We start from the raw sequence: 14149 nt of genomic DNA on the forward strand, positions 1-14149 counted from the left end.
AATAGCAATTACTAATGAAAAAACTAATCATAACTCTGCTCGCCATTTCCAGTTGCACCTTATTTACCTTTGCACAAAATCCAAGCACCAGAGAAATGGATAGGATTAATTGGATGGAATTTGCAGAGTTTGTTCCTGAAAAAATCAACACGGTCCTCTTACCTACTGGCACTTTAGAACCTCATGGCGTTATCAATAACGGAGCTGATAATACCGCTCCCTTTGCCATGGCCAAAGACTTGGCAGACAAATTAAATGCGCTCATCGCTCCTACGCTTAATTATGGAATCACAGGTTCCATGGCCAATTATCCCGGTGCATTCCAGATCTCGGAAGAAGCCTATGCACCCTTTATCCGGGATATTTTGAAAGGATTGGCCAGAAATGGTTTTAAAAACATCATTATCCTGAACGGTCATGGTGGAGGTCAAACTGCCGTTCTCCAACAGGTTGCCGAAAAAGTTTCCAATGAATTGGGTGTTCGCACTTTAGTGATCAACTGGTGGACCTATGCTTCGGACGTGACCATGGAAGTTTTTAAAGAAGATGGAGGTCATGCAGGTTTGAATGAGACAGCCTATATTCAGGCGATTGATCCAAGTCTAGTTCACAAAGAACGATACAATCCCAACCAAGCTACCGCTTATCCTCAGAATAAAGCCTGGTCTGCGGTTCCATTTCCCTCTTCAATCGGATTATATCAGGAAGGACAGGGTTATCCTAATTTTGATCAAAAGCAAGCAGACGAATACTTCCGGAAAGTCAATGATAAAGTGCTGAAATTGATTCAAGACACCATTGCAAAATGGGAATTGGCAGGCCTTTAATCCGGAATAAATCATGGCTTACTTTTCCGATCAAAAGTTTAAAAACCTAAATCAATCTGAGTTTGAAATCGGTGAATATGATACTTGCGGCTTCGAGAACTGCAATTTTTCCAATTTCAACTTTCATGGAAGTACTTTTGAGAATTGTGTTTTCAAATCCTGTGATTGGAGTAATACCAAGGTATTCAAATTAGCCTTTCAGCAGGTCAAATTTGAAAACTGTAAAGTGCTGGGCGTACATTTCAATACAGCCAACCCATTTTTATTGGAATTCAATTTCCAAAACTCTCAGTTGGATTACTGCAACTTTTTCAATCTTCAGCTCAAGAAATCAGTTTTTCAAAATTGCAAACTGACTGAGGTAGACTTCAGCCAATGCAATCTGACTGAGGTAAACTTTCAAGGCTCTGACTTATCCGGGACAGTATTTGATCAGACTGTCTTGGAGAAAGTTGATTTCCGAAACACCCAAAATCTCCGTCTTGATCCTGAAATCAATAAAATCAAAGGAGCACGATTCGACCTGGATGGCCTTCCCGGATTATTGGAGAAGTATGGGATCAAAATAGGCTAAATCCAAAATTTACTTTTCTGACATTTTCTTTCAAAACCTATCAAAATACTTGACAGGAAGAATACTTTTTGTTTACATTATAAACATGTAAATGTTAATAATATTAACATTTAGCTTACTGGAATCAGCTTATATAAAGTGTCCGTTATGCTGCTTCTCCAGAAGCAATATTGCTACAAATCCACCGTCCGGAGACGCAGGACTGCGAGCACATTTCGATAAGCATCCTTATGAAGTTTATCCAAAGCCTTAGAGGTTTTAAAAACTTCAAAGGTTTTCAGGGTCCCATTCACAAACCTTCGAGGTCTTAAAACTTCAAAGGTTTCCAGAGTCCCATTCACAAACCTTCGAGATCTTAAAGACCTCAAAGGTTATCACACTAATTCTTAAATCAAAAATGTTCCTTAACTGCCATTCTCACTTCAGCTTCAAATACGGGACGATGTCTGTGGAAGCGCTGATCGCTGAGGCGAAGGGCAAAAAACTTGATGCCCTAGCACTGACCGATATCAATTGTACCGCTGGTATATTCCCTTTTATCCGGGCAGCCCAACAGTCAGGAATTCATCCTGTCGTAGGAATCGACTTCCGCAACGGAGTTCAGCAACAATACATTGGCCTGGCCCGAAACCAAGAGGGCTTTTTTGAACTGAATGAGCATCTTTCCGAGCACTTGATACACAAGCGGGAATTCAAGCCCAGAGCTCCCGAATTTGAGCATAGCTTTATCATCTATCCATTTTCTGAGAAGGCTTTTCCCCTGAGGGAAAATGAATTCATCGGCGTGCACCCCGGGCAGCTCAACAAACTCCTCACCTCTCCCTGGTACCGCAAAAAAGAAAAATTGGTACTGCTCCAGCCGGCGACCTTCAGCTCCAAACTGGAATTTAACGCACACCGCCTTTTGCGCAGCATGAATCTGAATACCCTGCTTAGCAAACTCTCCCAAGAGGAGCAAGCGGATCCCAGTGATCAGTTTTATTCTTATGCCGATCTCATCTCACGTTGTGAAAATCACAGCTACCTGCTCGTCAACGCTCAGAAACTACTCGAACAATGCCAGTTCTCCTTTTACTTTCAGGCTGTCAAAAACAAACGGGACATCCTGGGTTCGGACTGGGAAGACTTTGATTTTCTGCGACAGGAAACTTTCAAGGGTGCTATCCGACGCTATCCGGAACTCGGACCACAGATCAGTCAGCGGATAGAAAAGGAACTGGAACTCATACAGCAAAAAGGCTTTGTATCCTATTTCCTGATCAATTACGATATTATCACTTTTGCGCAGCAGCGCAATTTCTATCATGTGGGTCGTGGATCGGGAGCCAACAGCATCGTGGCTTATTGTCTGGGCATCACGGATGTGGACCCTATTGAATTGGACCTGTACTTTGAGCGCTTTATCAATCTCTACCGGGAAAATCCTCCCGACTTTGACATTGATTTCAGTTGGACAGACCGGGATGAAGTCACCGATTACATCTTTCGCAAATACAATCAGGGCAAGCACGAGCATGTGGCGCTTCTGGGCTCCTATAGCACCTTTCAGTACAATTCCATGCTGAGGGAATTGGGAAAAGTTTTTGGGCTTCCGAAAACTGACATCGAATCCCTGATCCACCATGCAGACAAACCCGGCTATGAGGCGGATCAGTTTGGCAGGTTGATCATCAAGTATTCCAAAGTCCTGCATGACATGCCCTCCCATCTGACTATTCATGCCTGTGGGATTCTGATTTCTCACAAACCCATCCATTACTACACCGCCACAGACATGCCTCCCAAGGGCTTTCCGCTTGCCCATATAGACATGCATACTGCAGAAGATATTGGACTGCACAAATTTGATATTCTGAGCCAAAGGGGCTTGGGTCATATCAAGTCTGCCTTGGAGATTATTTACCAAAATCAGGGAATTAAAGTGGATATCCGGCAGGTAGAGAAATTTAAGAAGGATCCGAAAATCAAGGAACACCTGAAAACCGGGCATACCATAGGAGCTTTCTATGTGGAGTCGCCCGCCATGCGCATGCTATTGGCCAAGATGAAAGCGGATACTTACCTGGAACTGGTAGCTGCCAGCTCCATTATCCGCCCAGGAGTAGCCCGATCAGGAATGATGCGGGAATATATTCTCCGACACATCAGCGAAGAGCGGAGAAAGCAGGCGCACCCTGTCATGTGGGACATCATGCCGGAAACCTATGGCATTATGGTCTATCAGGAAGATGTGATCAAGGTAGCCCACTACTTTGCCGGGCTGAGTCTGGCAGAAGCGGATGTACTGAGGCGGGGCATGAGTGGAAAATCCCGTTCCAAAGATGAATTTCAGCGAGTAAAGGATCAGTTTTTTGCCAATTGTAAAAAACTGGGCAGAGAAGATTCGGTAGCAAAGGAAGTCTGGCATCAGATCGAAAGCTTCGCAGGTTATTCCTTTGCCAAGGGGCACTCGGCCTCTTTTGCAGTGGAAAGCTACCAAAGCCTGTATCTGAAAGCCTATTTTCCGTTGGAGTTTATGGTAGGCGTGATCAATAATTTTGGGGGCTTTTATCATACTGAGTTCTACGTGCACGAACTTCGGATGAATGGAGGGGAGATTCAAGCTCCTCATCTCAACGAAAGCGAGTACCTGACACGCATCAATGGCAAGACAGTATTTCTGGGATTTATTCATATGAAATATCTGGAAAAGGCCACCGTAGAAAAACTACTGACTGAACGCAGGAGGAATGGTGCTTTTCTGGGCTTGGCAGACTTTGTTGCAAGAGTAGAAATCGGCTTGGAGCAGCTTCTGATTTTGATCCGGATGACCTGTTTTCGTTTTACGGGAAAAACCAAACAAGAACTCCTATGGGAAGCTCATTTCCTGCAAAACAAACGAAAATCGGTCGTGAGCAACCATGAGCTCTTTCGCTCACCTTCAGCAGAAATCAGTTTCGGAAAAAAGCCTCCTCAAGTACCCGATCTGGACGAAACAGATATCCGGCAGGAAATATTGGATCAGATCGATATTCTGGAGTTTCCGCTGGACTCCCCTTTTCATCTGGTCAAAGACCAAAGTATCCAAGGCATCAAAGCCCGGGAAATGACACAGTACTTAGGAAAGCAGGTGACAATCTTGGGCTATTTGGTCACGGTAAAATATACCCGAACGGTCAAGGGAGAGGTAATGAATTTTGGAACTTTTCTGGATCGGGACGGAGACTGGATTGATACCGTGCACTTCCCTCCTGTGGTCAAAAAATATCCTTTCAAAGGTCGGGCGATCTACAAAATTCAAGGAAAGGTAGTGGAAGAGTTTGGGTTTTACTCCATCGAAGTCAATACGCTGGAACGAATGGCTTATTGGAATGCCGGAGATAATTAGCGTGAATGAAAACTATTCTAAAGCCTTTCAAAAAAAGGCAAGCTTGCTTGCAAAGAGTAGAGTTTATGACTCTGTAAGAGCCAAAAGATGCCATGAAATTCTAATGATAATACTACAGCACCTAAGAAAATCTTTATAAACTAATCCAAACAAGAGATTGTAAATCCATATAAACCTCATATACAAGACTGTACTAAATACTCGCTACCCTCTCAAAGGAGAAAATCACTGTAAAAGCGCTCTCACAAATGATATTTTTTGCTATTATCTCAAACAGATTTAAATCAAATTAAATTTTTCTAAGAAAAACTGTATTTATAGCTATCAGAATTCTCTTCAAGTTTTAAGAAAGTTTTGCTTATTTAGGATACAAAATTGACTAGTTTGTAGAAGGAAATGTGCAGAATAATCAGGAAAGCTCCTCAAAAATATTTTTATGAGTCAGGATCATAATAGAAAACAATCTGTTGTATTTTTTTCAGATATAGTTGGCTATACCCGACTCATGGGAAAGGATGAGGATCATGCTTTTGACTTGATGAAAAAAAACCTCGAGATCCATGCTGATATCTTGGGTCACTATCGGGGAAATATCATCAAAGAATTGGGTGATGGCATACTAGCTACTTTCGAGACTGTAGACGAAGCTCTGGAGGCGAGTTTAGAGATTCACAAAAGGCTTCAAAGTATTCCGGACATGCAAATTCGAATTGGATTGCATTGCGGAGAAATCATTTTTGATCACGGGGATGTTTTTGGAGACGCAGTCAACCTAACTGCAAGAATTCAGGGAATAGGTGTTCCATCCTGTATTTTAATTTCAGAAAAAGCAAGGGAGCAACTTCCTGCTAATACAAATTTCAACACCCAAAAACTAGGGATGTTCCGCCTCAAAAATGTGGAGCATCCGGTTCAGCTCCATGCAGTAACAAATCCACCTTGTGCGGTTCCTAAGCGATCTCAAATACTGGACAACATCCATTTTCAAGAAAAAAACCCTTGGAAGTTTTGGGCGGTTTTGAGTGTATCCTTCATTTTGTTGACCTATTTGATCTATTCAATTTTATGGAATACATCTGTTTGGGAAAAAGAAAAGTCAGTAGCAATACTTCCATTCACCAATTTAAGCAACAACTCCGAACAGGAGTTTTTCTCTGAGGGGCTGACTGCCGATGTGATTACTCAGGTCTCCAAAATCGGAAGCATCAAAGTAATCACCAAAGATGCAGTGGAGCCATTTAGAGGACCCGACCTTCCATTGGATTCCATTGCCAATACCTTAGGAGTAAGCACCGTTTTAAAAGGCAATATCAGATGGATTGGGGATAAAATCCGAATCAACGTGCAACTCATCGACCCTTCTGAAAATAAAAATCTCTGGGCAGAAACGTACAACCGAGAAGTCAGTGACATTTTTGAAATCCAAGCTGAAATCGCTTCAGAAATCGCACGTGTACTCAATAGTAATCTCAGCGCGGCCGAAAAAGATCAATTAAACAAGGCTCAGACAAGTAGCTTCGATGCCTATGAACTCTATTTAAAGGGAAGGGAGCTTTATTCACTTTACAGGAAGCAAACGACGCTGGAGGCTGCAGAATTATTCAAAGAAGCTATACAAATCGACCCTCAATATGCATTGGCCTATACCGGTTTGGCAAATGCTTATGCTCAATATCTTTATTTTGGAGAGGGAGACCAGTGGCTAGACTCCAGTATGGAAGCCAGTGCCAAGGCTTTGGCTATAGATCCATATCTCGCAGAGGCCTTTACTGCGCAAGGTTCAGCTTACTACTACAAGGGACAAAATGAATATGCCAAAATCTCTTTTGAAAAGGCTTTGGTACTCAATCCCAACCTAAGCACTGCGATGGGTAACCTGGCAACAGTTTATTTCATCAGTGGAGATTTAGCCAAATCATTGAAGCTTCAATCCAAATCAGCCTCTCTCAATCCCACAAATCATTTACCCTATCAGATTACTGGTTGGATTTACCGGGTATTAGATCAATTTAACGAAGCCCATGATTGGATAGATCAGTCAATAGAGATTCAAAAGGATCCACTTAGCTACGAGCAAAAAGCCTTTACTTACTTTGAACAGAATAAGATCAAGGAGGGGGTCGAAATGGCAAATCAGGTAATCCTTGTCAATAAGGACACCACCTCTCTGGGTTTTGTCGCCGCCGGAACAATTCATTTTTTTGCAGGAGACTTCGAAAAAGCGGCATTTTATTTAGAGGAATCTTTAAGAAAAAAACCGGATTATGAATCTGATGAATACTTTATCTCTCCGGTTTACCTGAGTTATATCTACAAAACCATGGGTAAAACCAAGGAGGCCAATGCCCTTTTGGATAATGCCATTTCTATAAGAAAAGAAACCCTGGAGTCTTTCAAAGAAGACTTCAACTTATGGCTTGACTTGGCACAACTAGAGGCCGTGAGAGGAAATATTAATCAATCGAGCACTTACTTAAAGGAGGCCTATAACAGGGGATTTAGAGATGACTTTCAATTAGTCAACAATCCGATTTTTAAAAATTACTTGAGTCATCAGCCCATTCGCTCCTTACTGAGCGAACTGCAGAAGAAGCGAATGGAGATGAATCAAGAATTACAGACTAGCGACCTGCTACGGAATAAGTAATCCCTCCACATTGGATAGTAGACATTCTGGATGGTGCTCCGCCTTTGGAGTGAACCAATCCTGCCACCAAGGCTGCCGCCATAGATGTACCAGACATTACCTGATATTGGTTTCCAGGAAAAGTGGAAATCAGATTGGCTCCCGGTGCAAACCAATCTATTGGTGGATTTCCTAAATTGGATAATCCACTGCAGCCACCCATACCTTCACAAGTAAAGTCCAATGCTCCTACTGTAAATATATTGGAGCCATTGATACAACCAGGCAAGTTTTCATTTGCAGAGGAACTGTCATTTCCAGCAGACATGACCACGGTGATACCCTTGGATCCTAAATCGGAAATGATACCATTTAAGAATGGCTCAAAGTTAGCGCAATTGAGTCCAACAGCAGCACCTAGGCTCATGAGGACTACATCGCTGGAAACTCCAAATTTTTCTACATGATCCAAAGCTAATACCAGACTTGACCAGCTGCCCATTCCGTTTTTATCCAAAACCTTAAGAGAAATAATCTCTGCTCCAGGCGACATTCCGGTTATACCCGGGTTGCCTCTTCCTGTACCTGCAGCTAACCCGGCGCAATGCGTACCATGTCCCGCAAAATCAGCAAATGGATCCGACTCAGTGGATACAAAGGAAACCGAGAAGTTTCGATTTGGATTAACATTTAAATCATTATGTCTAGAATCTACCCCAGTATCAATAATCCAGATAGAAGCACTGGAATTAGAGTTTTGAGAGCCTCCCATCAAAGGAATAGCACAACTAGATTTGGTTGATTCGTTATAGAACAAATCTCCCAAACTCTCTCCTTGCATTCTAGGACGAGAGCTTTGCATTCTTGGTCTTCCCTGCATAGTAAAATCCTCCACTACTCTATCCACCGAAGGATCAGATTTTAGAAGATTAACCTGAGAAGAATTTAGATTAGCTACAAAGCCAACTGCTCCATCAACAAACTTTTTTGCCTTACCGGGAGCAATATTTTTTTGTCTTAAAAAGTTATCGACTTTACTTAATTTTTCAGTCCTCTTGCCAGCATTTTGATTTGCCTGCATTTGCCTGTTTGGATTTCTAGTTTGGTTTTTCCTGATAGGCTCCTCAAAACTATCTTTGAAAACCACCACAAAATTCTTGTTTTGGCTATATCCTAAAGATGAAAAAATCATCAGGGCTAGGATAAAAAACACTTTTCTCATAATAAAATACGTTAAGTTGAAACTCAACTTACTAAGTTTTATTGAAAAAATTCAAACATTACTTGGAAAAAGCAAATATAAAATCGACCAACTTTCAGCTTTAATTTGCTTTATTTCAGATAAATAGGCTTCCCAACTTCTTATTGAAGCTTTCCGACTATATATACTGGATCTCCTTCGCCTGAAGCTGCCCCTCTTTGAACAGTTTTCCAAGTCACAGGATTAGGATTTCCGTAAAGAATTCCTGAGAAAATAGCTGCGGAAAAAGAGGTTCCTGATACTACCGTGTAATTAGGTATAGAATCTGCTTTTAAAGGTCCAGTTGTGAATATATACTCCCCTGGTTCCAAGTAATCAATAATTCTATCAGTCTCACTGACATCATAATTAGAAAAGAATGAAAATAATACTGAGTTTGAAGAAAGCACCTCAACAGATCCTACGGTGTAAGTTTTCGCTGTATTCCCCCCTGTTCCTTCATAATTAATACATCCTGGGAAATTAGTGTCAGAAGGTTCTGCCTCATTACCCGCTGACATCACTACGTTTATTCCAAAATCAACCAATGCCTCTATTTTTTCTTTGATTTTACCGCTAGTGCAGAAATTTGGTCCTGAACCCTGTTGCCCCAAGCTAAGGTTGACAATGTCTCCTGATGCGCCATTTAGCAAAATATACTCTAGAGCATTTTTCACCCTGTTTTCAGTAGATTTTCCTTTATTGTCGAATACCTTTAATGAAACCATTTTAGCGCCAGGATATACTCCATTCATGTGATATTCTTGCAAATTGGGAGGGTTCGACTTCGCTCCTATAATTCCGGCAATAAATGTCCCATGTCCATCTGAATCGACAAATGGATCATTTGCATTCATAGCGAAAGATTTACTCAAAGCAACTTCAGATGAATCAAATGAAATGTCCGGGTGTGATTTATCTATCCCAGTATCAACTATCCAAACTCTTTGAGATTTTCCTGGGAAATTGGAAACTCCTCCTCTAATTAATTGAATGAATTTGCTGGTTTGATTCAAACTATCATACCGCAATTGCTCTTGCATCATAGGCCTCCGGCCTTGAGGTATCAGCTCAGCCTGCATCATTGGTCGCCTGCCTTGAATTTCTATATCAGCTTTAGTCTCAAATTTTGAAGAATTAGAATTGACGTAAGATTGAATAAGTATTGAGTCTTGCTTAGTAACCCCGTCAATCAATACACTGACTTTATTGTCTAAGACACTAATGTTTTGGACATGGATGTCTTTGGGGAGTTTTATTACATCTTTAAGATGTTTTTGCACCCTAATTTTTAAACCGTTAATCCTCCCAGCACAAGCCATCGGATTCGGACAATTTCCTGAACCCAATTTGAAGGGTTTGAATTGAATATCATCTAAAAAAACCAATTCAAAAGGATCAGAAAGTTCTGTGGTTAGGTTAGAATCCTTTGAGTCTTTTTCACGGGAACAAGCTCCCAATAAAAACAACATCAGAAAAAAAGCGGAATATCTCATAGCATTAAAGAAGTATATTTATTTAAAAATCAAGCATTTAAATTAAATCAAAAGTCTTGAATTCAAAAATTAATTTGAATAAACCATTATCCTGATTCCTTAGAAAGCATCTCTCGGTACTCCCCTAATTTAGCTTTTACCTCATCTTCTAACTCAGGTTCTTTGATTCCCTCCAGTTCATTCATTTTTTCTTGGATCACTTTAGCAACCAGCAATCTTGCTGCCTCCTTATTATCAGCAGGAATGATATACCAAGGAGCGTGGGGTAAGGAAGTTTTATTAATTGCTTCTTCATAACAATCCTGATATTTTTCCCATAAAGCTCTTTCCTTCAAATCTCCCGGGGAAAACTTCCAATTATGCTTTTCATTTTCCAGTCTTCTTAAAAGTCTCTGCCTTTGTTCCCCTTTACTCAGGTGAAGAAAGAACTTCAACACGACGACTCCATTTTCAGCGATATGCTGTTCGAAATTTCTTATTTGTTCAAATCTTTTTTCCCAAAACTCCGGGGTTATGTCTGCCACTGATTCGACTCCAGGAATATTTTCTCCCATGATATAATAAGGATGCACCCGTGTCACCAAGACATTTTCATAATGCGTTCTATTAAACACTGCGTACTTTCCCCTTTCAGGTAAAGCCAGATAATGTCTCCATAAATAATCATGCTTCAGTTCTTTACTGGTGGGAACCTTAAAGCTGTGAACCACTACTCCCCGCGGATTAAATTCCTGAAATACTTCCCGTATCAAACTATCCTTTCCTGCAGTATCCATTCCTTGCAGACAAATCAATACTCCATACTTACCATGGGCATACATAGTGTCTTGATGCTTACTCAAATCTTCCCGCACATCATTTAATTCATCCTTGAGTTTCTTCTCAGAAAGTCCCAAATCCATATAAGTTGACCTTTCGGATAATTTAATTGGCTCTTTAACCTCCAATTTTTTAATATCGAATTGCTTCATAAGAGTGCTAATCATTTTGTCAAAAGTGTACCAAACAAGATAATATTTTATATTCACCCTTTCAGTAAAAATTAAAAAAACCATCACCCAAAATGACTCAAATACCTATTCAATCCGGTTTAAGTAATCGGTACCTAGCCTTGGATGTTTTGAGAGGCATGACCATTGCCTTTATGATCATTGTCAACACTCCTGGTAGCTGGTCTAATCTTTACGGCCCATTAGCTCATGCGGATTGGCATGGCTTCACACCTACAGATTTGGTTTTTCCAACCTTTTTATTCGTTGTGGGAAATGCAATGAGTTTTGCGATGAAAAAATTAAATGACATGTCTTCTTCCCAGTTTTTCAAAAAAGTGGGAAAAAGAACCTTATTGATTTTTGTTATCGGCTGGCTATTGAATGCATTCCCGTTCTTTGATTACAACGAATCCGGAGCAATTGAATTTATTACCCTTTCAGAAGTCCGCTTTTTCGGGGTTTTACAGAGAATAGCTTTGGCCTATTTCTTTGCCGCCTTGATCCTATACTGGGGTGGACCCAAGATTGCCTGGATATTTTCAGGAATAGCTTTACTCTCCTACTGGCTGATTTTATACTTCTTTGGAAATGCCTCTGCACCTTATAGTTTGGAGGGAAATGCAGCTCTAAAATTAGACCTACTTTTGATTGGTTCTGATCGAATGTATATGGGAGATGGAATCCCATTTGACCCTGAAGGAATCTTAAGCACTCTTACTTCTATTGTCAATGTCTTAGCAGGATATATCGCTGGAAAGTTTATCCAAAGCAAAGGGAATCTACCTTCAACTGTCAGAACCCTTTTGATTTCAGGGGTGATATTAATTGCCGGAGCCTATATCTGGGATTTGGGCTTTCCTATTAATAAGAAAATATGGACCAGTTCCTATGTACTATTAACTGTAGGTTGGGACTTGATAATTCTTGGAGCTCTTATTTATTTGATTGAAGTTAAAAACCAGCAATCATGGACTTATTTCTTTCAGGTTTTTGGTAGAAACCCCTTAATACTGTATGTTTTATCTGGAATTGTTATCTCTATTTTCTATATGATTCCGGTTGGAGAAAGTACTTTCAAGGGATTTCTCTATGATAATTTCTACACTTCCTGGCTCGGACCAAAAAACGCTTCTTTCCTTTTTGCCATCAGCTATATGCTATTAATCTGGCTGATAGGATTATGGATGGACAAAAAGAAAGTTTATATTAAAGTATAAATCAAAGCCCGAATATATGGATGATGCAGCCCAAACTATGATTGAAAACCTCCAGAAAAACACAGGAAAAAGTCTAGAGGAATGGATTGAAATTGTCAAAAAACAAAAATTAGAAAAGCACGGAGAAATACTCAAGTTTCTGAAAGGAGAACATGGCTTCACCCATGGATTTGCTAATCTAATTGCCCATAAAACACTCAAATCCGATTCAGGCTCTGCTGATGATCTTGATACTCTTGTACAGGAACAATATAAAGGAAAAGAGCATTTCCTTGCCCTATACGAGAGTATTAAAAAGGAAATTGAGAGTTTCGGAAACGATATAGAGTTTGCTCCAAAAAAGGCCTATGTGAGTGTAAGACGGAAAAAGCAGTTTGCGATGATCATTCCTGCAACAAAAAGTCGAATGGAAATCGGATTGAATTTAAAAGGTCAGGAACCCGAGGGAATACTGGAAATCGACAGCAAAACAAATGGGATGTGCAGTCATAAAATCAATTTGACTGGACCAGACCATTGGAATGATGAGGTGAAAGGCTGGTTATTGAAAGCTTATGAGGGGGCTGGATAAAAAAATCAGCCTTCTATTTCCTGAATTAATTCCTCGTACCAGTCCTCTCCATACTTTCTTACCAAAGCATCTTTAAGAAAACGGTAAAGTGGAACCTGAAGGCTTTTTCCAAGCTGGCAGGCAGGGTCACAAATATGCCATCTATCGTAATTTAGCGCATCAAACTGATCGTATTTTGTAACCCTTATAGGATACATATGACAGGAAATAGGCTTTTTGAAATCAACTTTGCCATCTAAATAAGCCTGCTCTATCCCGCATTTTAAGACACCCTTTTCGTCATAAAGGGCATAAGCGCATTCTCTATTGTCGTCGATTGTTGGAGTGCCTTTATCTCCGTCTTTGTCAATCACCCATACGCCCTGTTTTTCAATGGCCGCTCGTCCTTCTTCAGTAATATAATCTTTGACTATGGGGTAAATTTTTTCTAAGATCTCGGTTTCCTCATCCTCTAATGGTGCTCCTGCATCTCCTTCCACGCAACATGCTCCTTTGCAGGCTTCTAAATCGCATACAAAAAAATTCTCCTTGATGTCGTCAGACAAAACCGCATTTCCAACCAGTATCATAGACTTTTATTTTGAACAAAGGTACATATCCTATTGAATTGCCAACTCAGTTTTTGGAATCAAAGTTCTTCTTTCTTACATAAACACCTTTTACCAAACTGGCTACCAGCTCACCACTTTTGGATCTAACTTCACAAGGAAACTCAAAGACTCCTTTTCCTTTTTGATCTACTTCTTCTTTAATCCTTTGAATCTCTGATTGACTCAGCTGAAACTCAGCGAAAACAAGTCCTTTTCCTGGGCTTTTAAAATCAATAAAGGCCGTTTTATCCCAAACTATGTACTCTCTTCCCAAATTGATCATCAAAATAAACATGAAAAATGGATCGCACATGGCATATAATGATCCTCCAAAAGCTGTTCCAACCAAATTCCTATTCCACCAAGTCAATTTCAACTGAGTTTTGAAATAGGTGAACTCCTCATTATAATCCACCACTTTTATCCCTGAAAATAAATAGGGAGGATACCAATTGATCTTTCTGATCAGTTTTTCAAATTTTGATTTCTTGTCTGAGTTCATTGCGAAAAGATAAATAAAAGGGGCAAAAAAAGAACCGCTCCTATCGGAGCGGCTCAACCCAGCACTATGAAGAAAAGCTATTTTTAGCCTTTGGAAATAAGAACATTACCTAGAGCAAAAGGTTTTCAGAAGTTTTAAAATTTTTAA

11 protein-coding genes are annotated in these 14149 nt (G+C 40.3%); 6 read left to right on the forward strand and 5 right to left on the reverse strand.

Features of this window, described 5'->3' with window-relative positions:
- Positions 1-14 precede the first annotated feature (14 nt).
- From BM073_RS11465 to BM073_RS11480, 4 genes are all read left to right on the forward strand, one after another.
- Positions 15-827, forward strand: coding sequence for a creatininase family protein (locus tag BM073_RS11465; protein WP_091654242.1), 813 nt, complete (start codon positions 15-17; stop codon positions 825-827).
- Between the two features lie 13 nt (positions 828-840).
- Positions 841-1401 (forward strand): pentapeptide repeat-containing protein, encoded by a 561-nt coding sequence (locus tag BM073_RS11470; RefSeq protein WP_091654244.1) that lies wholly within the window; start codon positions 841-843, stop codon positions 1399-1401.
- A gap of 397 nt (positions 1402-1798) precedes the next feature.
- On the forward strand, positions 1799-4768 hold the full coding sequence (locus BM073_RS11475; protein ID WP_091654247.1) for a DNA polymerase III subunit alpha: 2970 nt from the start codon (positions 1799-1801) through the stop codon (positions 4766-4768).
- Between the two features lie 436 nt (positions 4769-5204).
- Complete coding sequence (locus BM073_RS11480) at positions 5205-7415, forward strand: adenylate/guanylate cyclase domain-containing protein (RefSeq protein WP_091654248.1); 2211 nt, start codon at positions 5205-5207, stop codon at positions 7413-7415.
- Here BM073_RS11480 and BM073_RS11485 read toward each other — a convergent pair.
- From BM073_RS11485 to BM073_RS11495, 3 genes are all read right to left on the reverse strand, one after another.
- Positions 7390-8616 (reverse strand): S8 family peptidase, encoded by a 1227-nt coding sequence (locus tag BM073_RS11485; RefSeq protein WP_091654250.1) that lies wholly within the window; start codon positions 8614-8616, stop codon positions 7390-7392. The two genes, BM073_RS11480 and BM073_RS11485, sit on opposite strands and share 26 nt — an antisense overlap.
- 140 nt (positions 8617-8756) lie before the next feature.
- Positions 8757-10130 carry a S8 family peptidase gene (locus BM073_RS11490; RefSeq protein WP_091654252.1) on the reverse strand — a complete coding sequence of 458 codons (1374 nt, stop codon included), beginning with the start codon at positions 10128-10130 and terminating at the stop codon, positions 8757-8759.
- A gap of 86 nt (positions 10131-10216) precedes the next feature.
- Positions 10217-11101: a PPK2 family polyphosphate kinase gene (locus BM073_RS11495; protein WP_091654343.1), complete on the reverse strand. Its 885-nt coding sequence runs from the start codon at positions 11099-11101 to the stop codon at positions 10217-10219.
- Between the two features lie 92 nt (positions 11102-11193).
- On the opposite strand from BM073_RS11495, the gene BM073_RS11500 reads away from it, so the two are divergent.
- Complete coding sequence (locus tag BM073_RS11500; protein ID WP_091654254.1) at positions 11194-12339, forward strand: acyltransferase family protein; 1146 nt, start codon at positions 11194-11196, stop codon at positions 12337-12339.
- Positions 12340-12355: 16 nt separating this feature from the next.
- Positions 12356-12910, forward strand: coding sequence for a DUF4287 domain-containing protein (locus BM073_RS11505; protein ID WP_091654256.1), 555 nt, complete (start codon positions 12356-12358; stop codon positions 12908-12910).
- A 5-nt stretch (positions 12911-12915) separates the two neighbouring features.
- Here BM073_RS11505 and BM073_RS11510 read toward each other — a convergent pair whose 3' ends face one another.
- The gene (locus tag BM073_RS11510) at positions 12916-13479 is read right to left on the reverse strand and encodes a DUF3109 family protein (protein ID WP_091654258.1); all 564 of its coding nucleotides are present in this window, start codon (positions 13477-13479) and stop codon (positions 12916-12918) included.
- Positions 13480-13525: 46 nt separating this feature from the next.
- Entirely contained in the window at positions 13526-14002 is a 477-nt protein-coding gene (locus BM073_RS11515; RefSeq protein ID WP_091654261.1) for a DUF4442 domain-containing protein, read from the reverse strand.
- Positions 14003-14149 lie beyond the last annotated feature (147 nt).

It is taken from the genome of Algoriphagus ornithinivorans, from assembly GCF_900115305.1.
GTDB classification, from domain to species: Bacteria; Bacteroidota; Bacteroidia; order Cytophagales; family Cyclobacteriaceae; genus Algoriphagus; species Algoriphagus ornithinivorans.